Raw genomic sequence first — 21,823 nt, forward strand, 5'->3', positions numbered from 1 at the left:
GACTGGGGGCGTTGGCCCCTAGCTTCCCGGTTCGCGCACGCCCCTGCAAGCGTAACTACAACCCAGCCGCGTCGATGTCGATCAACAGCAAACGCTCACCGTTGTCAAAAAACTGCCCGGCCGTCAGGCAATACTGATTGCTGGTGGCATCGCGGTAGGTATTGGAGAGCGTCAAACGTCGCTCCTCCCAGCCTTCGGCGAGCAAATGATAGAAATACGGGCGCCACGACCAGTTGTGCCCCAGATAACGATTGTCGGCGAACCAGCCATGCTGCCGCCATTCGAGGTTGGGCGTCAGTTGCGTGCCGTGGCGATCGCATTGATAAAACCGCAGCAGCCAAGGAAAGGCATCCAGTTGTGGCAACGCGCTCAAGGGGGCATGCGCCTGAGCCCAGGCTTGCAGGATCGACATCAGTTCAGCGAGTTGCTGGCGCATTTGCATCAGCCGCCCGCGCTCTGCGAGTTTCTGCCGGACATAGCGCTGGCGCAGTTCGGCGAAGTGCTGCACAAACGCGTCGGCGGGAAAGAACGCCTCCTGCGCCCGCGCGAACAGGAATCCCTGTACATAGCGCGATCCGCATTCCAGGGCGAAATTCAACTGCGCTTCGGTCTCGACGCCTTCGGCGATGATCCAGCAGCCGGTCTTCTCGGCCATCTGCGCGAGAGCCTTGACCACATCACTGCTCGGACCACCCAGTGCAGCGGCCTGGAACAGACGCATATCGAGTTTGAGAATGTCCGGTTGCAGCGCCAGCACCCGATCAAGTTGCGAGTAGCCGGCGCCAAAGTCGTCGATGGCGATTCTCGCGCCCGCCTCGCGATAACGCGTGACGACTTCGGCCAGGCGTTGACCGTTGCCGCCCAGTTCGGTGATCTCGAAGACGATGCGTTGCGGATCGATACCGTAGCGCGCCAATTGTTTGAGGCTGGGCAGAGCCTGATCGGCGCGCAGACGACTGATCCAGCGCGGCGACATGTTCAGGCTGAGAAACCAGTCTACCGGCGCTTCATGCAAGCGGCTCAAGGCGTTGTCGCGGATCTGCCGGTCGAGGCGACGCAGGGCAATCGCGGGTGTGCGCGGGTCCGCAAACAGTGGCCCGACCGAAGCCAGTTGACCGTCGGCCTGGCGCAGGCGGCCCAATGCTTCGACGCCTGCAATGCGTCCCGTGGCGGTATCGATGAAAGGTTGAAAGCAGGCGAGCGGTTGCCCGTCGATCACGGGGCCTCCTTAGTCGTTCTTGTTCTGGTTGAACCCCGTCGACCGGATAGGCGCACGGAATTGAACCTCCGGATAAAGAGGTTCATCCCGCCGGTATTGCAAGAATGTAGCCAGATGTATCTGTTCAGCGTTTGGCCGAACTCTGCATGACCAGTTTGATCAGCGGCCCGAGGCTGGTGCCGAGCCGGATCAGCCGGCTCAAGCCACCGGCGCCGCCGCTTTTCGCGCCTTTGCCAGTGATAAAGCCCAATAGCGTAACGGCAGCCACGCCCCACAATGGCGCGTGTTTGATGCCGAAACCACCTTGCAGGTTTTGCGTCATGCCGCGCATGCGATGCAGCGGTTGCAGGACTTGCCCGGCTTCATGACGAATTTCCTGGCGATGCATTTCCATGCGCAGGCGGATCAACGCCTTGCGCATTTCCCGACGCGAGCTGTTGTGTGGCAGTTCAGGCAGGCTCATGGCAGCAGGCGCTCCCGGTCGTTGGCCAGCTCTTCGAGCGTGCCGTGGAAAGGCGAGGATTCATCGAAAATCGCCGCCTTGAGACGCAGTGCGCAGAAGATCGAGGCCAAGGTATAGAAAACGCACAGGCCAATGATCGCGGCCAGACGATAAGTGTCCCAGAACACGATCATCACCAGTGTCGATAAGCCCACCAGCAACAACAGGGCAAAGACCAAAGCCAGACCTGCGAACAGCAACAGGCTGACGGTTCGTGATTTCTGCTCCTGCAATTCGATGCCGAATAATTCGACATGGCTGTGCAGCAGACCCAGAACGGCGGCGCCCAGGCGTCGCGTGGAAGAGGCGGTGCCCGTAGTCGGGCCGGATTCACCGATCGACATAATCAGCGCCGGGTAGCCAGCAGGCCGATCAGAAAGCCGACACCGGCAGCGATGCCAACGGACTGCCAAGGGTTGGCCGACACGTAATCTTCAGTGGCGGTCACTGCAGCCTGACCGCGATCGCGCAGGGTTTCTTCGGTCAGTTTCAGCGTTTCGCGGGCGCGCAGCAGGCTGTCGTGAATCTGCTCGCGCAGCTCATCGGCCTGATCGCCGGCCAGGGTGGCGGTGTGCTCGAGCAAGCGTTCGGTGTCGGCGACCAAAGTCTGGAAGTCGTTCATGAGGATTTCTTGAGCAGTCTTTGCCTTGATGCTGGCCATGGTGGATCTCCGTAAGTGACGTCTGAAGCGTTCGAGTATGAGCCTTGCGCGAAGGTTCAGTACAAATGACTGGTACAACTTTTGCTGTGTCGTGGTGCGTTGCCCGGCGGTCGTGCGCGGTTGCCGGGCATGCGCCATGAGAAACCTTATCCCAAACAAGCCCGGTTCGTGTCAGGACATCGACCTCGTGCGCCAAAGCAGTTCGCCGGACCGTCGGCTCCGTGCCTGCGCGGTTGCAACTTGGTGCATGAAATGTGCGCATGAACCGCTTTGGTGCCTTTTTCGCCTTTAGGTCTGCCTGCTTATGGAAAATCTGCAAAGCGCTGTGGACACCCTGGTTCACAGCTCCAATACCTTGTTCATTCTGATCGGTGCGGTAATGGTGCTGGCAATGCATGCCGGTTTCGCCTTTCTCGAAGTTGGTACAGTCCGCCAGAAAAACCAGGTCAATGCGTTGTCGAAGATTCTCAGCGACTTCGCCGTCTCGACCCTGGCCTATTTCTTTATAGGCTATTGGATCTCCTACGGCGTGACGTTTATGCAGCCGGCGGCGGTGCTGAGTGCCGATCACGGCTATGGACTGGTGAAGTTTTTCTTCCTGCTGACCTTTGCCGCCGCGATCCCGGCGATTATTTCCGGTGGCATCGCAGAACGCGCGCGTTTCGTGCCGCAGTTGTGCGCCACGGCGCTGATCGTCGCGTTCATCTATCCGTTTTTCGAAGGCATGATCTGGAACGGCAACTACGGTCTGCAAGCTTGGCTGACGGCGCAGTTCGGTGCCGCTTTTCATGACTTCGCCGGTTCCGTCGTGGTGCATGCCATGGGCGGTTGGCTGGCGCTGGCGGCGGTGCTGTTGCTGGGGCCGCGTAATGGCCGTTACCGCGACGGGCGTCTGGTGGCGTTCGCACCGTCGAGCATTCCTTTCCTGGCCCTGGGTTCGTGGATTCTGATTGTCGGCTGGTTCGGCTTCAACGTGATGAGTGCGCAAACACTGCAAGGCGTCAGCGGTCTGGTGGCGGTCAATTCGTTGATGGCGATGGTCGGCGGCACGATGGCGGCTCTGCTCGTCGGGCGCAATGACCCGGGCTTCCTGCACAACGGCCCATTGGCCGGGCTGGTGGCGATCTGTGCCGGGTCCGACTTGATGCATCCGGTCGGTGCGCTGGTGACCGGCGCGATTGCCGGTGCGCTGTTTGTCTGGTGCTTTACCGCTGCGCAGGTTAAATGGCGCATCGATGACGTATTGGGTGTTTGGCCACTGCACGGCCTGTGCGGTGTTTGGGGCGGGATTGCCTGCGGGATTTTCGGCCAGGCCGCGCTCGGTGGTATCGGCGGCGTCAGTCTGATCAGCCAGTTGATCGGCACCGCACTCGGTGTCGCGGTGGCGTTGATCGGTGGCTTTGTCGTATACGGCGTGATCAAGGCGCTGCACGGGCTGCGCCTGAGTCAGGAACAAGAGTATTACGGCGCCGACCTGTCGCTGCACAAGATCGGCGCGGTGAGTCAGGACTAAGTTTCAGCATCATCGCTACCGGGATAAAAACCGTGAAGCAGGCGATAGCGGTCGATGCGCACCTGATCGACTTTTTCCTGCACCTGATGCGCCGGCAGACCGAGCATGATCAAGGCGTGAGAGGCGAGCATCAGGCTTGACTCCAACAGCTCCGGCACCACTTCGGTGGCGCCGGCGGCTTTCAATTCGGCCCATTGGCTGTCGTCGCGGGTGCGTACCAGGATCGGCACATGGGCATTGAGTCGGCGCGCTTCCTTGAGGATGTGCAGGGCAATGTCGCTCTGATCCACGGCAACCACCAGCAGTTTTGCGCGCAGCAGGCCAACGGCGGTCAGCAGATCGCCGCGTGATGAGTCGCCATAATGAACGTCACTTTCTCCGCTGGCGGCTTCCTGTACGCGAACCGGATCACTGTCCAGTGCGATGTAAGGCTGCTTGGCATTGCGCAGGAAACGCCCGATGGATTGACCGACGCGGCCGTAGCCACAAATCACCACGTGCTGATTGAGGTCGGCGTTGAGTGCGCTGATTTCCTCGATCTGTGCTTCCTGATTGGGCTTGCGGTGGAGTGCTGTAGCGATGCGGGGCGCCGCGCGCAATAGCAGTGGCGTCAGCAGCATCGAACAGAACGTCGCGGCGAGCAGAAGATTGCCCAGCGCCTCGGGCATCATGCTGTGTTGCTGCATTTGCGCCATCAGTGCAAAGCAGAACTCGCCCCCCTGCGCCAATGCCAGGCCGCTACGCCACGCCGTTTCGCTGTCGCTGCCGCGCCACTTCACCAACAAGGCGACGACGATGCCCTTGATCACCATCAAGCCGACGGTGAGCCCGAGGATCAGCAGGCTGTGACTGACGAACAGTTGCAGGTCGATGAGCATGCCGATGCTGACGAAAAACACCCCGAGCAGGATGTCGCGAAACGGTCGGATGTCGGCCTCGATCTGATGCCGATAGTGGCTTTCACCGAGCAACATGCCGGCCAGAAATGCACCGAGGGCAGGGGACAGGCCCAGCAGGTGAGTCAGCCACGCGGTCAGCAGCACAATCACTAGCGCCAACAGCACGAACAACTCAGCCGAGCGTGACGCGGCCACTTCATGAAACAGCCTCGGCAGTAACCAGCGACTGGCCAGCAGCAGACCGACAAACAGCACCACGGTTTTCGCCAGTGTCAGCGGCAGCGCCCAGTACCAGGCTTGGGCGCTGCTCCCGGCAAACACTGGCACCAACGTCAGCAGCAATACTGCGACAACGTCCTGAAACAGCAAAACGCCAACGGCATTCTGCCCGTGACTGCTGAACACCTCGCCGAGGCTGCCCAGTTCTTTGGTCACAATTGCCGTCGATGACAGCGAAAGCCCGGCGCCGAGCAGCAGCGCCGGCGTCGTCGGCATGCCCAGCAGCATCAGCAACAAACCGAGCAGCGCGGTGCTGATCAGTACCTGCTGACTGCCGAGGCGGAATACCACCTGACGCAAGGCGATCATCTTCGACAGGGAAAATTCCAGGCCGAGTGAAAACAGCAGAAACACCACCCCCAGTTCGGCTACGTCAGGCAGGTGTTCGCTTTCGTTGACCCAGTCGAAGGCACTCGGCCCGACCAGCAATCCCACGCACAGATAACCCAGAACCGGCGGCAACCGCAGGCGCCGAAACAGCGCAATCACCACGAGGGACGAGGCGAGGATGATCAACAAATTGGCAAACACTGGACACTCCGATGTCAGATTCAGGCTTTTCAAGCGTAGAGGCAAAAAGACCGGGAGGATCGCGCAAATGGTTTTTCTGTGGACTGATTTGCGTCAGGGTTTTGCCTGTGAACCTTTGTCGGAGGACTGGAGCCTTTGGGCGGCGGTGGCTCGACGGGTTTTCAGCTGCGGCCTAGAATAGGCCCACTCATTTTCTGGTTGAGCGCTCATGCTTCCTGAATGTCAGCTGTTCGGCACCCTTGGATGCCATTTGTGTGAAGTTGCCGAGGCCGAGTTGATGCCTTTCGTTGAGCACGGCCTGCTGGTTGAACTGGTCGATATCGCTGAAGACGAATCTTGGTTTGAGGCTTATAGCCTGCGGATTCCGGTGTTGCGTCGTGTCGACACCGGGGCAGAACTGGGCTGGCCCTTCAGCGCTGATCAAGTTGTGGCGTTTCTGCGTTAATTCGTATTTTCTCATTCATCCCGCCGGTCGCCGCTGCCATCCATTCCTTGGCATTTTACGGATTGTTCGGTTACTGTATGTTCATACAGTAAATGCTTCAGAGGGATGAACCGTGGTCAATGTCGAACAGTTGAAAAACAGCGTGAACCGGATGTCGGTTGACGTGGTGCGCGAGGCCGTTCTCGAATTGCGCCTGGACGGGCTGGTCACGGAAGGCAAGACGCCCTTCAACAAGCTGCATTTCAACACTTGCTTTGCCGAAATCGAGGCCTTGTTTCAGCGTGCCGGTTATCACAAACAACTGGATGTGGTCGGTTATCAAGGGTTGCTTTACGCCTTGTATGACCCGGGCCGCTGGGAGGCTGTCGATGTCCTGCGCTGGCTCAAGGAGTTCACAGACGCCGCAGCGCTCAAGTCGATCCCGGCCTGAGCAATCTGCGCTAGGCTCGTTTCCCTCCGTGCTGGATAATGCCGCCCTGTATTGAGGGTTTGATTTCCGTATGTCCACATCTACATTCTCTGCTGCGCAGAATCAGGCGAGCACGCTTTATCTGCCACCGGGTCCCTGGCTGACCGTACTCGATTGTCTGTGTGAGCATTTTCGTGCGATTGATCGCGAGCAATGGCGGGACCGCATCGCTCGGGGGCGAGTTCTGGATGGTCATGGTCAGCCGATCTCGGTGGATTTGCCCTACAAGGAAGGCTTGCGAATTCATTATTTTCGCGAAGTGCCGGACGAAAAGCCGATCCCGGTGGTCGAGTCGATCCTGTATGCCGACGAACATCTGGTGGTGGCTGACAAACCGCATTTCCTGCCAGTCACACCCGCCGGCGAGTACGTTGAGCAGACCTTGTTGCGCAGGCTGATTCGTCGCCTGGACAATCCCCATCTGGTGCCTTTGCACCGCATCGACCGGCATACGGCGGGACTGGTTATTTTCTCGGCCAACCCGCAAACCCGTTCGGCTTATCAGTCGCTCTTCCCGACGCGGCAGATCGACAAACGCTATGAAGCCATCGCCCCGGCGCTGCCAGATCTGAGGTTCCCTTTGGTGCACAAGAGCCGTCTGGTCGATGGCGAGCCGTTTTTCCGCATGCAGGAAGGCGCAGGGGCCAGCAACACCGAAACGGCGGTGGAGGTTCGGGAAAAGCATGGCGATCTGTGGCGCTATGGATTGTTTCCGGTGACCGGCAAGAAACATCAACTGCGCGTGCACATGACTGCGCTGGGGGCGAGCATCTGCAACGATCCGTTTTATCCGCAGGTGTTGAAAGACGTCGAGGATGACTACGCCAATCCGCTGAAGCTGCTGGCGCAGGGTCTGCGGTTTATCGACCCGGTGAACGGTGAAGAGCGCGAATTCGAGAGCCGGATTACGCTGCAATGGTGAGGCCCAAGCCACCTTTCGAACGCCCATGAAAAAGCCCGCATTAATGCGGGCTTTTCTGTATCCGGTGTCGACCAGAGCTTACAGCTCTTTAACGGTGCGAACCTGATCCTTGTTGATGCGGGTTTCTTTGCCGTCCAGCTGTTTGAACTCGTAGAAGCCCGAATCGTCATCGTATTTCGGGGTGTCGACGGCCTGGATTTCGCGACCGTCATTCAAGGTGATCACTGTAGGCGACGAGCAACCGGCGAGGGTGGCAAGGCCCAGTGCGAGCATGAAAGTGGCGAGGGTCCGTTGAGTCATGGGTGTGTCTCCGAATGGGAATTCTTTTGGTTACTGAGCTTGAGACGTATACAAGGCGTGAGAGTTCCTTGAATGGTGTCAGTCTGACACAGTGTTGTGGGAATTTAACAGTTCGGGGGTGTTCAGGTTGGCCAGTCGCGGGTCGTTGACCGGGCATTGCAGGGCAGTAGCGCCGAGCATGCGCATAACCCGGCCGGGGCTGCGCTCACCGGCGTTCCAGGCCTCTTCGAAGGCGGGTCGAAGGGCTGCCGGAATCACACACAGCAAGGGTTCCCAGTGCTCGTCATGGCGCAACATTAAAGGTTTTTCAGGATTCTGATTGGCCGTCTCGCGCATGCTTTGCAGTAACGCTGCGTCAATGCGCGGGACGTCACAGGGCAAGACCAGCAGGTGCGAATGGCGCGCAGCTTTCAGACCCGCACGAATGCCGGCCAATGGCCCCGGAAAATCGCCTTCGTCATCGACCACCAATTGATCAGCGAATGGCGCGTAACGCTCGCGATTACGGTTGCAGGAGATGATCAGGTCATCAGTCAGCCCACGGACCTTGCGCTGCAAATGTGCAATCAACGGCTCGCCCTGCCATTCGACCAAACCTTTGTCCTGGCCGCCCATGCGTTGGCCGCGTCCACCTGCCAGGAGCAGAATGGAGCAGGGGGGCAGTTGCGTGTCGAGGGTCATGGCAGCTCTCCAGAGGGGCGGCGAAAAAATGAGGCGCTGTGATATAACACCGGGCTGTTTCTCCTACAACTGGACGAGCCTATGAAAGCCAAGGCTGATGTACCTTTCGTGCCGCTCAATATTGCGGTGCTGACTGTCAGTGACACTCGAACACTGGAAACCGACACCTCAGGTCAGGTCTTCGTCGACCGTTTGACGGCGGCAGGCCATTTTCTGGCGCAGCGGGTGTTGCTCAAAGATGACCTCTACAAAATTCGTGCGCAAGTCGCCACCTGGATTGCCGACGATGTCGTACAGGTCGTGCTGATCACCGGCGGGACCGGATTCACTGGCCGCGACAGTACTCCTGAAGCAGTTGCCTGCCTGCTCGACAAACAGGTCGACGGGTTTGGTGAGTTGTTCCGGCAGATTTCGGTAGCCGATATCGGTACCTCCACGGTGCAGTCCCGTGCGCTGGCCGGTCTGGCCAATGGCACGCTGGTTTGCTGCTTGCCGGGTTCGACCAACGCCGTACGCACCGGTTGGGATGGCATCCTGGGCGAGCAGTTGGACGCGCGTCACCGTCCGTGCAATTTCGTGACTCACTTGAAGCAGGCGGCGCCTTGTGAATCCCGTGGGTAAGCCGGGCAAGACCGGGGCATTGATGCCGGTTGAGTTGGCGCTGGCGCGTTTGCTCGAGATGGCCGAAGCCTCGCCAATTGCAGAGCATGAAGACTTGCCGTTGGCTCAGGTTCAGGGACGTGTGCTGAGCGAAGATCTGATTTCGACGCTGGATCTGCCGCCTTGGCCTAACAGTGCCATGGACGGATATGCGTTGAACCTGGCGGACTGGACTGGCGAACCCATGCCGGTCAGTCAGAAAGTGTTCGCCGGGCAATCCCCGGAGCCTTTGAAACCGGGCTCCTGTGCACGGATTTTCACCGGCGCTCCAGTGCCCGCGGGCGCTGACTGCGTGGAAATGCAGGAAAACGCTGAGGTTCAAGCTGATGAAACGGTGCGCTTCCTCGAGCCGATGAAGACCGGGCAGAACATCCGTCCACAAGGCCAGGAAACCACCATCGGTGAGCTGATCCTGCCTGCCGGAACCCGCTTGGGTCCGATAGAGCAGGGACTGGCTGCGTCGTTGGGGTGTGCCGGGTTGAAGGTCGTGCGCAAGGTTCGCGTTGCGGTGATCTCCACGGGTGATGAATTGGTCGAGCCGGGCCAGGCATTGGGGCCGGGTCAGATTTACAACAGCAATCGGGTGTTGCTATGCAGTTGGCTGCAACGTCTGGGCTGTGAGGTGATCGATGCCGGTATTCTTCCGGATAATCTGGCCACTACCCGTGCCCGTCTGGGGGAGTTGCAGGATGTTGATCTGATCCTTTCCACGGGGGGCGTGTCGGTAGGTGAGGCGGATTTTCTGGGTGTCGCCTTGCGAGAAGAGGGCGAGCTTGCCCTTTGGAAGCTGGCGATCAAACCTGGAAAACCGCTGACATTTGGCCATTTCCGCAATGTACCGGTCATTGGTTTGCCAGGAAATCCGGCATCGACGCTGGTGACCTTTGCGCTACTCACTCGGCCATATCTGTTGCGCCGTCAGGGCGTGCAGGACGTCGAGCCGCTGAAGTTCAGCGTGCCAGCGGGTTTTGACTGGCCGGTGGCAGGCAATCGGCGTGAGTACCTTAGAGGCCGTCTGGAGCAAGGGCGGGCCACTGTTTATCGCAACCAGAGCTCAGGCGTACTGCGTAGCGCCGCATGGGCAGATGGATTGGTCGAAGTGCTGGAGGGCCGCACACTGAGCGCCGGCGATGAAGTGGTCTTCATTCCGCTGAGTGATCTGCTGGACTGACCGCTGTCTCGCAAATGCAGGCGTCGGCTGTCGTCGGCGCCTGCAATGACTCATTCATTTAATTGCTGATCAGTGTCACAAGCTGGTCGAATCGGCTATTGGCCACCCAACCCAGCAGACCCAGCACTACCGCTGTCGCACCCGCCGAGTAGGCAAGCCGATGTTTGATTGTTCTGACATCACTGCGGACTTCGTCCATGTCCCGCCGAAGGTACTTGAGATGGGTTTCCAGCTCGGTTACACGAGGTTCCATATCAATTTCTCCAGTGGTTCTGGCGCTGTTTTTGAATTCTGACTTTTGATTCGAGCGACTTTCGACGAGAGGGCCAACCGGGCTCAATGGCACTCTGGCTTCATGACTGGGCATGGAAGCATCCACCGATCGTTTCAACTGTTCGCTTGCAAACTTTTTCAGCTATCGAGCTGGCAAGAGCCTTGGGGGGGTATCCACTCATTACATGCACATCCTTGTGTGTTGGATTGAAGATTGCTACCGCCGGCACACGGTGACCCAATGTCGAAGCCGGGTCAATTAAGCCGATTCCGCATGTTTTGTAAGAAAAAATACCGCTGTGTAGGACGTTGAGGCCAGAAGGCCGAATTAATTACAGGTCTGACGGCTTTTTTGCGGGCGGCAGTGGTCAAGATGTCTCGAACCGATTCGATTAGGGAGTGATGTGATGAGTGAACGCCGGGCACTGTTGATTTTGCATGGCAAGCAGGCACTCAACGAGGCGGTACGCACCGCCGTCGAGGACAAGCGCAAGCAAGGCTGGGAGCTGGCCGTGCGCCTGACGTGGGAGGCAGGGGATGCTCAGCGGTGGGTGGAGCAAGCCTTGGCGGACGGCTACACAAAGATTATCGCCGGCGGTGGAGATGGCACGTTGCGCGACATCGCCGAAGCGCTCGCGGCGCACCCGGGCAAAGCCAGCCTCGTTCTTTTACCCTTGGGCACCGCTAACGACTTTTCCCGCGCCGCCGGTGTGCCATTGGAGCCTGCCGAAGCGCTTGAGCTGCTTGATGTGCCGCCGCGCGACATCGATCTGGGCGAGGTGGGCGGGCAGATTTTCCTCAATATGGCCACGGGTGGTTTCGGCAGTCAGGTCACGGCCAATACTTCCGAGGACCTGAAAAAAGTACTCGGTGGTGCAGCCTATCTGTTCACTGGTTTGTCACGATTCAGCGAGCTGCATGCTGCTTATGGTGAGCTTCAGGGGCCGGACTTTCACTGGAGTGGCGAAATGCTCGCGCTGGGTATCGGCAATGGCCGTCAGGCCGGTGGCGGGCACGTATTGTGCCCGGAAGCGCTGGCCGATGACGGTTTGCTGGATATCAGCATCCTGCCGGCGCCACAGGAGCTGGTCGGCACGTTGAAGACGCTGCTCAGCGATGGTTTCGGCATCGATAACATGTTTGTCCGAGCCCGTTTGCCATGGGTCGAAATCAAAGTGGCCGAGGGGCTCTGCATCAATCTGGATGGCGAACCACTGGAAGGTGAGAGCTTGCGATTTGAGGCGCGTCCGGCAGCGTTGCGCGTGCACTTGCCGGAGCATTCTCCATTGTTGGGCGGCGCCCGCTCGGTCAGTCGTCCAGGCTGATGATCTGTTCGCGCACGGCGAACAGTACCAGGCCCGCTACGTCGTAGATTTGCAGACGCTTCATGATCTGTGAGCGGTGGGTCTCGACTGTCTTGATGCTCAGCCCCAGGCCATTGGCGATTTCCCGGGTGGATTTCCCCCGCACGATCAAACGCAGGATTTCCAGCTGGCGCGCGGTCAGATTGTGCGAGTCGGCGGCCTCCGGCTGCTGCTTCTGATTACGGGTCAGGGCCTGATTGATCACGGTGTGTGCGATGGCGGGGCTCAGGTAGCGCTCGTTGTTGCGCAAGGCTTCCAGTGCATGTTCGAGCTCGGTAGCGGTCGTGTCCTTGAGCAGATAGCCGTGGGCGCCGGACTCGAGCGCCTGCATGATCAGCGCCGGATCGGTGTGCATCGACAAGATCAGCACCTTGCTCTGCGGACGCACCCGCTTGAGCCGTTGCAGGGCTTCCAGGCCACCGGTTTCTTTCATGGAGATATCCAGCAACACGATATCCGGACTCAGTTGCTCGACCATTTCGAGCAACTGCGAACCGTCATTGGCCTCGCCAATCACCGCGTAACCGGGAATATCCAGCACCAGAGCGCGCACGCCGGCCCTGATCAGCGAGTGGTCATCCACCAGAAGTAAGTTGCAAGTCAACGCATAACCTTATTCGTACTGGCCCGCTCGAGTGCGCGAGGCGCCCAGGGGAAGAGTGCTTCGATTTGAGTGCCTTTACCCGGTTCGCTGATGACGTTCAGGGTGCCACCCAGTTGCTCGATTCGTTCGGCCATCCCGGCCATGCCTCGTTGTCCTTCTCGACCCGGATTGGCCGACGGGGCGAATCCCATACCGTCATCGCTGATCAGCAGCGTCAGCCCTTTAGGCAGACGTTGCACGCGTATCACCAGGTTTTTTGCCTGGGCGTGACGCAGGATATTGGTAACAGCCTCCTGGGTGATGCGAAAGGCGGCGACCGCCATTTCTTCCGGAATACCGTTGAGGCGCTGCTGGCAATCGAGGCTCCAGTGCACGCTGGTGTTGGTCAATGTCTTGAGCAGATGTGCACGCAGACTGGCTTCAAGCCCCAGGCTGGTCAACTGCCGTGGATTGAGAATGGCCGAAACGTCGCGCACTTTGTCGAGGGTTTCTTCCAGGGTGGCGCACAGCACCGTGCATTGCTCCTGCAAGTCATCCGGCAGGCGTCGCTTGAGCCACTCGCTCTGCAGTTTGGCGGCCGTCAGCAATTGGCCGATATCGTCGTGCAATTCGCGGCTGAGGCGATGGCGCTCGTTTTCCTGGACTTCCAGCAAGCGGTCGGCGAGCTCCTGAGGCTGAAATTTGATCGATTTGCGTGACAGTCGATATTGCACCCAGACACATGCGGTAGCGGCGATGTCGAGCAGTAGCAGCCCGAGGCTAAGGGGTGTCGAAAGACCATAGGTCAGCAGGCTGCCGAGGGTGGCCGCGACACACAGTATGAGCGTGAACCGGCGTGCATTTTCCCGGGAAGGTGGCCATGTAGTGATTGACTTGAGACTGGCGTACATAACGGATGGAGCCAATGGATGTTCGCTGCGGGCAGACCGGCCTGAGGCTGGCGGGTCTCTGTCTGAAAATGCTGTCAATTATGTTATTGGTTTCAACGCGGTCCAGTGAATGTATTGACCGCCAACTTCAGTGGACAGCGGTCGCTGAAATCACTGTGCCATTAATTTGAAAGCAACTAATGGGCGGCATAATACCACTTAAGATACCGTTGGTCGCGCTCGCTATATATGTCCATTGAGTCAGGAAATACGTGTTTTGGACGCAAGTTCCATAATGGAAAAAGTCGATTTATTGAGTTCGATAGATGTAGGTGTTACCTGAAGTTGTGCTTCTTAACACACAGGTAAACCCTGAGGTCGGCAGAAAACATGGGTGTCTGTCGTCGGTGATTATTTAATTCGATTTTGTCGCTGGCAGGTATGAAGTATTCAATTACGACATTCAACGTTTCGCTGCAAGCGCCTGCGTGGATACAGCGTGTTGATCAGGCTTGTCCCGAGTAGGGCAATTGAGGCAAACGTTTGCCCGTCAGTGGCGGCTTTAGCTGGCTTTGACCAACCTGGAATGCGAAAGCTTCGATCAGCGAAGTCTGTTCACTTTCATCCAGACTCAGTTGCCCGGTCTGTTGATCGACCAGTTCAAGCTGCCAGGCCATCAACGTGAAGCAATCCTGCAACGCGACCAGAGCCTCTTCGTGAAGGTCGACGCGATCCTGGGTCAGGTTGAGCAGGCTGTAAATATGCAGAGAGAACTCGGAAATTGCCTCCAGCGCCAAGGCTTCAGCCCGGCGTGCGAGTTTCAGGAGGGTATTGAGCATGCACTCGATAGCGTCCTTGTCATTGCTGATCAGTTGCAGATGGCTGAGGCATTCTTCGGACTTGGCCAAGAGTTGTTCGGCCTCGACAAGGAATTCGGGGAAGCGTTGTACCCACTCTTTGCGGTCCATTGGCATGCTTATCTCCACCACGTCATGTCTCATGAGGGAATGCCGTGTGTGGCGACGATCATGAATCGTCGGGAGATCGCGCCCAGACGTGCAGGTGCACTGGCTGAGGGGTTCCAGAGGGGTTGTTTCCACTGAACTGCGATCGCACACAATAGCCTGACTCCGTTCATGCAATGAGAATGGCGTCACATTAATGGCTATTGGATATTGCGAATATCAGGTTGGGCCTGATTGTTACTAGGGGAATCCCTTAGACACGGGAACCTACGGTGCAAACCGAGGTCGCGCCGCAGAGTATGTAGCAGATGAAAATCACCGGGCCAGTAAAGCATGATGTTAATGTGACATCAATGCCTGATCATGGCATTTTTGACGGGTCGGGTTTGGCAATCAAGAACTGCCATTTGCCGCCGATAACCTCACATAGTGAATTCATCAGAACAAGCCCAGGAGTCATTGATGGCCGGCATTCTCGACACGGTAGACCAACGCACGCAACTGGTGGGTGAGAATCGCCTGGAAATTCTCATGTTTCGACTGGCCGGGCGCCAGTTGTTCGCGATTAACGTGTTCAAGGTCCAGGAAGTGCTGCAACTGCCGAAACTGACTTTGATGCCGCAGCGTCATCCGTTTGTGTGCGGGGTGGTCAATCTGCGCGGTCAGACCTTGCCAGTGATTGATCTGTCGCAGGCAATCGGCATGCGTCCATTGGTGCCAGGCCCAAACAGCACCATCATCGTCACCGAGTACAACCGTTCGGTGCAGGCATTCCTTGTGGGCGGTGTGGACCGCATCGTCAACATGAACTGGGAAGCCATTCTGCCGCCGCCGACCAGCGCCGGGCGTCAGCACTATCTGACTGCGATCAGCAAGGTCGACGATCAACTGGTGGAAATCATCGACGTCGAGAAAGTCCTCGCCGAAATCGTCCCGTACAACGCCAAGGTCTCGCGTGAAAAACTCGAAGATCCGGTGCTGGAGCGCGCCCGTGGCCGTGAAGTACTGCTGGTGGACGACTCCAACGTGGCCCTCTCGCAATTGCGCGACACCCTCGGCCAGCTCGGCGTGAAGATGCACATTGCCAGCGATGGTCTGAAAGCCCTGAACATGCTCAAGGCCTGGGCCGATACTGGCGTGAACATGACCGACAAACTGCTGATGATCTTCACCGATGCGGAAATGCCGGAAATGGACGGTTATCGCTTGACCACCGAAATTCGCAATGACCCGCGTCTGCGTGGCTTGTACGTGGTGTTGCACACCTCGCTGTCCGGCAGTTTCAACGACTCGATGGTGAAGAAGGTCGGCTGCGACAACTTCCTCTCCAAGTTCCAGCCGGACAAGCTGGTCGACGTGGTGCGCCAGCGTCTGATGCTCGACGAAGTCCCGGCCTGATCACACACCCATTGTAGGAGTGAGCCTGCTCGCGGAAGCGGTGTGTCAGCCCCGAATCATTACCTGACACATCGCTATCGCGAGCAGGCTCACTCCTACAGTTATTGCTCTTTGATTCCTGATCAAGCTCGTATAGGGTGGCGTTTTTATCCTCCAGGGAGCTGGCCATGCTGCGTCTGAGCGCGCTTTATCGTTACCCGTTGAAATCCGGCAAAGTCGATGTGCTGCAACGCGTCGACCTCGACAAGCTGGGGCTTGATGGCGACCGACGCTGGATGCTCGTGGACGAAGCCAGCGGCCGCTTTCTGACCCAGCGCGCCGAAGCGAAGATGAGTCAGTTGTCGGCCCTGTGGAATGCGCAGGGCGGTCTGACCCTGAGCGCACCTGAACAGTCCTCCATCGAAATCGCCTTGCCGGGCAATGACGCCGAACTGCGCGGTGTGACGATCTGGCGCGACACCTTGCGCGTGCCGGATGCCGGTGATGAGGCCGCGCGCTGGGTCAGCGATTTCATCGGCAAGCCGACCCGGCTGGTGCAGGTGCCGCTGGATCGCGCTCGCACCACCCAGGCGGGCTATGGCAACGATGAGGATCAGGTCGCGTTCGCCGATGGATTTCCTCTGCTGTTGATTGGTGAGGCATCCCTGCAGGATCTATCGCAAAAGGTCGGACGACCGCTGGAAATGCTGCGTTTTCGGCCTAACCTGGTGATCGAAGGCAGCGAGGCGTATGCCGAAGATGGCTGGAAGCGCATACGCATTGGCGAAGTCGAGTTCCGTGTGGTCAAGCCGTGTTCGCGCTGCATTCTCACCACCATCGACCCGCAAACCGGTGAGCGCAGTGCCGATCGCGAGCCGCTGGCAACCTTGCAGAAATATCGCGCTCAAGCCGATGGTGCGATGTTCGGGCAGAATCTGGTGAATGACAGCAATGGTCGACTCGAAGTCGGCATGCCGGTGGAGATTCTCGAGTAGTCCGTCACTGCAACGAAAAATGCCCGTGTCCTTGGACACGGGCATTTTTGTTGGTGCGGTGAAACCGTTGCTTTAGCCGCGGTATTCGCACAGGTAAGCGGTGTCGACCGCGACCTTGAGCTGGAACTTGCTGTTGGCCGGAACGTTGAACTGGCTGCCGGCGGCGAAGGTTTCCCAGTCGCTGCTGTCGGGCAGTTTGACGGTCAATGCGCCGGACACCACATGCATGATTTCACGCTGAGCGGTGCCGAACTCGTATTCGCCCGGGGCCATGACGCCGATGGTCGCCGGACCTTCAGCGGTGCCAAAGGCGATCGACTTGACGGTGCCGTCGAAGTACTCGTTGACTTTAAACATGGGCGATTCCTCGAAAAGGGTTAAAAAATGGAGGCGGCCAGTATGCACAAGGCTTTTCGCGCCGTCACCTGCCCGGCTTCTGTCTGGTGAGTTCTCGAATTGACCCTAGAGTGGCAAGACCAGTGGCAACAACCGTGCGGTGTTGCGCGCATCCTCCAGCGCCCGATGCTGCTGACCACTGAACTGCATGCCAGCCAGTTGCAGCGCACCATTGAGGCCCAACGGCCGCTCCAGGCGTCGGGCCTTGGCGAAGCGTTGTTTGAGGTTCATGTGCGGCACCTTGCTCAACCCACTGTCGATTTGCAGACGCTGCCATTCCTGCAACAACTGCTTGCGGTCGTAATCGCCCCAGCTGGCCCAGCCTTCGAGGCGCGTCTGATGCTGCGCGAGCCAGCGTTCGAACGCCGGCCAGACTTCGGTCAACGGCTGCGCCGTGTCGATATTGGCCTGGGTGATGTGCGTCAGTTCACGACAAAAAGGTGTGAGCAACGGCCGCCGCGTCGGTTTGACGAAGCGCTGGAAGTGATCCTGCTCGCGCCCGGCACGATCGACCAGTGTGGCGCCGATCTCGATAATTTCCATTTCGGTGACCGGCCAGCCACCCTCATCGGTGGTGGCTTCCAGATCTATGACCAGCCAGTGAGGCATCGCAGGGTTCCTGATTTCCGCGTTCTGATAACTCAGAGCGTAGTCAAAACCCGCATGCGTGTGTGGGCGACTACTCGACCTGCAACAGAACCTGACGATTTTTTACCTGATCGCCGACCTTGACCTGCACCCGCTTGAGCACGCCGTCGATGCCGGCCTTGAGCGGGTGCTCCATTTTCATTGCCTCCAGTACCACCAGCAGTTGACCTTTGCTGACCGGGCTGCCTTCGCTGACCAAAACGTCGACGATGGCGCCGTCCATCGGTGCTTTCAAGGTGCCGGAGCTGACGCTGGTCTGACTGTCGATCACGGCATGAGTTCGATCCTCCAGGCGCAGACTGCCGGGATGGCTGAACAGCCAGAGGTGCCCGCTATCCAGTCGATACGCGTGACGCTGGCGCAAACCGTCGATTTCCAGTGTCAGCGACTGCGTGTCCTGGTCGATGAGTTTTAACTCGAGCGCGCGCTCGGCAACCTGCACGGTGAAGGCGCCTTGCGCTTGAGCGAGCAGTTGCACTGTCCAGTTCTGATCATCAAGCCCGAGTCGATAATGCAGCGGCACACTGGCGTTGTTGCGCCAGCCGGTGAGTGGCGCGCGGTGGGCGAGGGCGCTTGCTTGATAGAACAGCATCGCCGCAATCGCCAGTTCCTCGGCATCCGCAATGTAACGGTGCAAACAAGGGTGTTCGCTGAAGTGCCGGGCAATGAACGCGGTACTGAATTCGCCACTGATGAACTGCGGATGTTGCAACAGGCTGACGAGCAGGCGCTGATTGCTTTGCACCCCGAGCAGCACCGTGTCTTGCACCGCGCGCAACAGTTTGCGCCGGGCCTCTTCGCGGGTGGCGCCGTGGGCGATCAGTTTGCCGAGCATCGGGTCGTAGAACGGGCTGACCGCTTGCCCTTCAAGCAAGCCATGATCGATTCGCGCGCCGTGTTGCAGCGCCGGCTCCCAGGCCTCTACTCGACCGGTTTGCGGGAGGAAGTCTTGCGCGGGATCTTCGGCGTAAAGCCGCACTTCCATGGCATGTCCGTTGAGCAGGATCTGGTCCTGGGTCAGCGGCAACGGCTGACCTTCGGCAACCAATATTTGCCACGCCACCAGATCCAGTCCGGTGATCAATTCAGTCACCGGGTGTTCCACTTGCAAACGCGTGTTCATCTCCAGAAAGTAAAACTGCCCACGCGCATCGAGCAAGAATTCCACCGTGCCAGCACCGACGTAATTCACCGAGCGGCCAGCCTTGAGCGCCGCTTCACCCATGGCTTGACGCAGCTCAGCGGTCATCACCGGGCAAGGTGCTTCTTCGATGACTTTCTGGTGGCGACGCTGAATCGAACAGTCGCGCTCGCCAAGGTAGATCAGGTTGCCGTGTTGGTCGCCGAACAGTTGCACTTCGACGTGCCGTGGTTCGATCAACGCCTGTTCGAGGATCAATTCGTCGCTACCGAAACCGTTCAATGCTTCGGAGCGCGCGGTACGCAGTTGCGCTGGCAAATCAGCGGCGTCGTGCACCTGACGCATGCCGCGTCCGCCACCGCCGGCGCTGGCCTTTATCATCAGTGGAAAACCGATGCGTTCGGCCTCGCGCAGCAACGTTGCGTCATCCTGTTCAGCGCCCTGATAACCGCCGATGCACGGTACGCCGGCTTCGAGCATGGCGATTTTTGAGCGGCGTTTGCTGCCCATCAGTTCGATGGCTTCGGCGCTGGGACCAATGAAGATCAGCCCGGCCTGTTTGCAGGCGCGGGCAAATTCGGTGTTCTCCGAGAGGAAGCCGTAGCCGGGGTGGATGGCGTCGGCGCCGCTGCGGCGGGCGGCGTCGAGGATGGCCTGGGTGTTCAGGTAGGACTGCTGCACGGGGGCGGGGCCGATGTGTACGGCTTGATCGGCCATTTTCACGTGCAGGGCATCGGCGTCGGCATCGCTGAAGACGGCGACGGTGCGATAGCCGAGGGCTTGCGCGGTGCGCTGGATGCGGCAGGCGATTTCACCGCGGTTGGCGATCAGGATTTTGTGGAATGCAGGCATGGGCTATTTCCTTGGAAAGTTGCATTGCATGTGCTGGCCTCATCGCTGGCAAGCCAGCTCCCACAGGTTTTGTGAGCGACGCAAATCCCCTGTGGGAGCTGGCTTGCCAGCGATGCTTTTAGGTCGCCCACCGCGGTTTCCGCTTTTGCACAAAAGCCATGGTGCCCTCGATCCCTTCGTCGCCAGTCACTGCTTCGCTAAACCACTGCGCGGCCTCATCGAGCAATTCGCTAGACGGCTGACCGGCACTCGCCAACAACAATTTCTTGGTCATCGCATTCGCCTCGGGCGCGCAACACAGCACATGCTGCAACACTTCATCGAGTCGCTCGGCCAGCGCTTGGGCATCCTGCTCGACAAAGTGCACCAGCCCCAGACGCCGTGCCTGATGCCCATCGAAACGCGCCGCCGTCAGCGCCAATCTTCGGGTTTCGGTCAGGCCGATACGTTGCACAACAAACGGCGCAATCTGCGCCGGCAGCAAGCCGAGGCTGGTTTCCGGCAGGCCGAATTGCGCCTGATGGTCGGCAATCGCGATATCACTGACACACGCCAGCCCGAAACCGCCGCCAAGCACCGCGCCTTGCAGCACCGTGATCAGCACTTGCGGCGCGTGCTGTGCTTCCTCCAGCAAGGCACCGAACGCGCGATTCAAATCGCGGTAAGCCTCGGCGCCCTGAGCGCGTGCATTGGCCATGTCCTTGATATCGCCGCCGGCACAGAAATGCCCATCGGCCCCGCTGAGCACCAGTGCCCGAACAGCGCGGTCATCGCACACAGCCGCCAGCACCGCGCGCAGTTCGCTGACCATCTGCAGGCTCATCGCATTGCGACTGTCCGGCCGATTGAGGGTGATGTGCAGCACGCCGCCATGCAGTTCCAGCAACAGCGTCTGACATTGCGGCAGGTTGCTCATTTCTTTTTCCCCGGCAGGATGCCCATCAGTTTGCAGATGATCCCCAGCATGATTTCGTCGGCGCCGCCGCCAATCGATACCAGCCGCACATCGCGGTAGGCGCGGGCCACCGGGTTGTCCCACATGAAGCCCATGCCGCCCCAATATTGCAGACAGCTGTCGCTGACTTCGCGGCCGAGGCGCCCGGCCTTGAGCTTGGCCATCGACGCCAGCCGTGTCACATCCTGACCTTTCACGTATTGCTCGGTCGCCTGATAGACCAGCGCGCGCAGGCATTCGATTTCGGTCTGCAATTCGGCGAGGCGGAAGTGGATGACCTGGTTGTCGATCAGCGCATTGCCGAAGGTCTTGCGCTCCTTGCAGTACTCGATGGTGCTGTCGACGCAATATTCCAGGCCCTTGATCATGTTCGCCGCACCGAACAGACGTTCTTCCTGAAACTGCAGCATCTGCATCATGAACCCGGCGCCTTCATGGCCGATGCGATTGCGCTGGGGCACGCGTACGTTGTCGAAAAACACCTGTGCGGTTTCCGAACTGCGCATGCCGAGTTTGTCGAGGTGCGAACTGAGGCTGATCCCCGGCGTGTTCATCGGCACCATGATCAGCGACTTGTTGATGTGCGGTTTGTCGTCCGAAGTGTTGGCCAGCAGGCAGATGAAATCGGCGCTCGGCGAGTTGGTGATCCACATTTTGCTGCCGTTGATCACATAGTCGTCGCCGTCCTTGCGCGCGGTGGTTTTCAGCCCGGCGACGTCGGAGCCGGCGCCGACTTCAGAGACACCGATGCAGCCGACCTGCTCACCAGTGATCGCCGGACGCAGGAACTCTTCGCGCAGTTCATCAGAGCCGAAGCGGGCGAGGGCGGGGGTGCACATGTCGGTCTGCACGCCGATCGACATCGGAATGCCGCCGCAGTGAATGGTGCCGAACTCTTCGGCAGCGACAATCGAATAGCTGTAGTCGAGGCCCATGCCGCCGAATTTTTCCGGCTTGGAAATACCGAGCAAACCGAGGTCGCCGGCCTTGCGGAAAATTTCGTGAATGGGAAAGCGTCCGGCCTTTTCCCATTCATCGACGTGTGGATTGATCTCGTGCTCGACGAACTGGCGGACGGTACGGCGCAGGGCTTCGTGTTCCGGGGTGAAGATCATTGTTATTGTTCTCCGTA

General features: G+C 58.9%; 25 protein-coding genes. 9 read left to right on the forward strand and 16 right to left on the reverse strand.

Going from position 1 to position 21,823, the window contains the following annotated elements; all coding sequences use genetic code 11:
- Positions 1-55 precede the first annotated feature (55 nt).
- The 4 genes from ACM6JQ_RS24620 to ACM6JQ_RS24635 all read right to left on the reverse strand — a co-directional run bounded on the left by ACM6JQ_RS24620 (position 56) and on the right by ACM6JQ_RS24635 (position 2,382).
- Positions 56-1,219: an EAL domain-containing protein gene (locus ACM6JQ_RS24620; RefSeq protein ID WP_414894799.1), complete on the reverse strand. Its 1,164-nt coding sequence runs from the start codon at positions 1,217-1,219 to the stop codon at positions 56-58.
- Positions 1,220-1,343: 124 nt separating this feature from the next.
- Positions 1,344-1,682 carry a hypothetical protein gene (locus ACM6JQ_RS24625; RefSeq protein WP_007908651.1) on the reverse strand — a complete coding sequence of 113 codons (339 nt, stop codon included), beginning with the start codon at positions 1,680-1,682 and terminating at the stop codon, positions 1,344-1,346.
- Positions 1,679-2,065 carry a phage holin family protein gene (locus tag ACM6JQ_RS24630; RefSeq protein ID WP_414894800.1) on the reverse strand — a complete coding sequence of 129 codons (387 nt, stop codon included), beginning with the start codon at positions 2,063-2,065 and terminating at the stop codon, positions 1,679-1,681. The genes ACM6JQ_RS24625 and ACM6JQ_RS24630 overlap by 4 nt, the downstream gene beginning before the upstream one ends.
- Before the next feature lie 2 nt (positions 2,066-2,067).
- Positions 2,068-2,382, reverse strand: coding sequence for a DUF883 family protein (locus ACM6JQ_RS24635; RefSeq protein WP_007908653.1), 315 nt, complete (start codon positions 2,380-2,382; stop codon positions 2,068-2,070).
- A gap of 304 nt (positions 2,383-2,686) precedes the next feature.
- Here ACM6JQ_RS24635 and ACM6JQ_RS24640 point away from each other — a divergent pair, with 304 nt between their 5' ends.
- Positions 2,687-3,895, forward strand: a complete 1,209-nt coding sequence (locus ACM6JQ_RS24640; RefSeq protein WP_007908654.1) for an ammonium transporter — start codon at positions 2,687-2,689, stop codon at positions 3,893-3,895.
- Here ACM6JQ_RS24640 and ACM6JQ_RS24645 read toward each other — a convergent pair.
- Positions 3,892-5,604: a cation:proton antiporter gene (locus tag ACM6JQ_RS24645; RefSeq protein ID WP_414894801.1), complete on the reverse strand. Its 1,713-nt coding sequence runs from the start codon at positions 5,602-5,604 to the stop codon at positions 3,892-3,894. The two genes, ACM6JQ_RS24640 and ACM6JQ_RS24645, sit on opposite strands and share 4 nt — an antisense overlap.
- A 208-nt stretch (positions 5,605-5,812) precedes the next feature.
- Between ACM6JQ_RS24645 and ACM6JQ_RS24650 the strand changes: the two genes are divergently transcribed.
- From ACM6JQ_RS24650 to ACM6JQ_RS24660, 3 genes are all read left to right on the forward strand, one after another.
- Positions 5,813-6,049: a glutaredoxin family protein gene (locus ACM6JQ_RS24650; RefSeq protein ID WP_007908657.1), complete on the forward strand. Its 237-nt coding sequence runs from the start codon at positions 5,813-5,815 to the stop codon at positions 6,047-6,049.
- Positions 6,050-6,161: 112 nt separating this feature from the next.
- Positions 6,162-6,479 (forward strand): transcriptional regulator, encoded by a 318-nt coding sequence (locus tag ACM6JQ_RS24655; RefSeq protein WP_007908658.1) that lies wholly within the window; start codon positions 6,162-6,164, stop codon positions 6,477-6,479.
- 70 nt (positions 6,480-6,549) lie between these two features.
- On the forward strand, positions 6,550-7,440 hold the full coding sequence (locus ACM6JQ_RS24660) for a pseudouridine synthase (protein WP_414894802.1): 891 nt from the start codon (positions 6,550-6,552) through the stop codon (positions 7,438-7,440).
- A 78-nt stretch (positions 7,441-7,518) separates the two neighbouring features.
- On the opposite strand, the gene ACM6JQ_RS24665 is transcribed toward ACM6JQ_RS24660, so the two are convergent.
- Both ACM6JQ_RS24665 and mobA read right to left on the reverse strand, forming a co-directional pair.
- Entirely contained in the window at positions 7,519-7,740 is a 222-nt protein-coding gene (locus ACM6JQ_RS24665; protein ID WP_007908660.1) for a YgdI/YgdR family lipoprotein, read from the reverse strand.
- 78 nt (positions 7,741-7,818) lie between these two features.
- A complete protein-coding gene (gene mobA / locus ACM6JQ_RS24670) occupies positions 7,819-8,421 on the reverse strand; it encodes a molybdenum cofactor guanylyltransferase MobA (protein ID WP_414894803.1) in 603 nt (200 codons plus the stop codon).
- A gap of 81 nt (positions 8,422-8,502) precedes the next feature.
- Between mobA and moaB the strand changes: the two genes are divergently transcribed.
- On the forward strand, positions 8,503-9,042 hold the full coding sequence (moaB, locus tag ACM6JQ_RS24675) for a molybdenum cofactor biosynthesis protein B (protein ID WP_007908664.1): 540 nt from the start codon (positions 8,503-8,505) through the stop codon (positions 9,040-9,042).
- On the forward strand, positions 9,026-10,252 hold the full coding sequence (gene glp, locus ACM6JQ_RS24680; protein WP_414894804.1) for a gephyrin-like molybdotransferase Glp: 1,227 nt from the start codon (positions 9,026-9,028) through the stop codon (positions 10,250-10,252). Before moaB ends, glp begins: the two co-directional genes overlap by 17 nt.
- Positions 10,253-10,310: 58 nt before the next feature.
- Here the strand turns inward: glp and ACM6JQ_RS24685 are convergent, their stop codons facing one another.
- On the reverse strand, positions 10,311-10,619 hold the full coding sequence (locus ACM6JQ_RS24685; RefSeq protein WP_176472330.1) for a hypothetical protein: 309 nt from the start codon (positions 10,617-10,619) through the stop codon (positions 10,311-10,313).
- A gap of 313 nt (positions 10,620-10,932) precedes the next feature.
- On the opposite strand from ACM6JQ_RS24685, the gene yegS reads away from it, so the two are divergent.
- Complete coding sequence (gene yegS / locus ACM6JQ_RS24690) at positions 10,933-11,850, forward strand: lipid kinase YegS (RefSeq protein WP_007908672.1); 918 nt, start codon at positions 10,933-10,935, stop codon at positions 11,848-11,850.
- Here yegS and ACM6JQ_RS24695 read toward each other — a convergent pair.
- The 3 genes from ACM6JQ_RS24695 to ACM6JQ_RS24705 form a co-directional block, all read right to left on the reverse strand.
- Complete coding sequence (locus tag ACM6JQ_RS24695) at positions 11,834-12,493, reverse strand: response regulator transcription factor (protein ID WP_007949957.1); 660 nt, start codon at positions 12,491-12,493, stop codon at positions 11,834-11,836. The genes yegS and ACM6JQ_RS24695 overlap by 17 nt on opposite strands.
- Complete coding sequence (locus ACM6JQ_RS24700; RefSeq protein WP_007908674.1) at positions 12,490-13,383, reverse strand: sensor histidine kinase; 894 nt, start codon at positions 13,381-13,383, stop codon at positions 12,490-12,492. The genes ACM6JQ_RS24695 and ACM6JQ_RS24700 overlap by 4 nt, the downstream gene beginning before the upstream one ends.
- A 485-nt stretch (positions 13,384-13,868) precedes the next feature.
- The gene (locus ACM6JQ_RS24705; RefSeq protein WP_007908675.1) at positions 13,869-14,336 is read right to left on the reverse strand and encodes a hypothetical protein; all 468 of its coding nucleotides are present in this window, start codon (positions 14,334-14,336) and stop codon (positions 13,869-13,871) included.
- Between the two features lie 453 nt (positions 14,337-14,789).
- On the opposite strand from ACM6JQ_RS24705, the gene ACM6JQ_RS24710 reads away from it, so the two are divergent.
- Both ACM6JQ_RS24710 and ACM6JQ_RS24715 read left to right on the forward strand, forming a co-directional pair.
- Positions 14,790-15,725, forward strand: a complete 936-nt coding sequence (locus tag ACM6JQ_RS24710; protein ID WP_007908676.1) for a chemotaxis protein CheV — start codon at positions 14,790-14,792, stop codon at positions 15,723-15,725.
- Positions 15,726-15,892: 167 nt separating this feature from the next.
- Positions 15,893-16,699 carry an MOSC domain-containing protein gene (locus ACM6JQ_RS24715; RefSeq protein ID WP_007908677.1) on the forward strand — a complete coding sequence of 269 codons (807 nt, stop codon included), beginning with the start codon at positions 15,893-15,895 and terminating at the stop codon, positions 16,697-16,699.
- Between the two features lie 72 nt (positions 16,700-16,771).
- Here the strand turns inward: ACM6JQ_RS24715 and ACM6JQ_RS24720 are convergent, their stop codons facing one another.
- The 5 genes from ACM6JQ_RS24720 to atuD form a co-directional block, all read right to left on the reverse strand.
- Positions 16,772-17,056, reverse strand: coding sequence for a pyrimidine/purine nucleoside phosphorylase (locus tag ACM6JQ_RS24720; RefSeq protein WP_003226701.1), 285 nt, complete (start codon positions 17,054-17,056; stop codon positions 16,772-16,774).
- 105 nt (positions 17,057-17,161) lie between these two features.
- A complete protein-coding gene (locus tag ACM6JQ_RS24725; protein WP_007908678.1) occupies positions 17,162-17,704 on the reverse strand; it encodes an exonuclease domain-containing protein in 543 nt (180 codons plus the stop codon).
- Between the two features lie 70 nt (positions 17,705-17,774).
- Positions 17,775-19,736 (reverse strand): acetyl/propionyl/methylcrotonyl-CoA carboxylase subunit alpha, encoded by a 1,962-nt coding sequence (locus ACM6JQ_RS24730; protein ID WP_414894805.1) that lies wholly within the window; start codon positions 19,734-19,736, stop codon positions 17,775-17,777.
- A 118-nt stretch (positions 19,737-19,854) separates the two neighbouring features.
- On the reverse strand, positions 19,855-20,652 hold the full coding sequence (locus ACM6JQ_RS24735; protein WP_095113044.1) for an enoyl-CoA hydratase/isomerase family protein: 798 nt from the start codon (positions 20,650-20,652) through the stop codon (positions 19,855-19,857).
- Entirely contained in the window at positions 20,649-21,806 is a 1,158-nt protein-coding gene (gene atuD, locus ACM6JQ_RS24740) for a citronellyl-CoA dehydrogenase (RefSeq protein WP_007908685.1), read from the reverse strand. Before atuD ends, ACM6JQ_RS24735 begins: the two co-directional genes overlap by 4 nt.
- Positions 21,807-21,823 lie beyond the last annotated feature (17 nt).

This window comes from Pseudomonas sp. IT-232MI5 (genome assembly GCF_949767845.1).
Lineage (GTDB): Bacteria > Pseudomonadota > Gammaproteobacteria > Pseudomonadales > Pseudomonadaceae > Aquipseudomonas.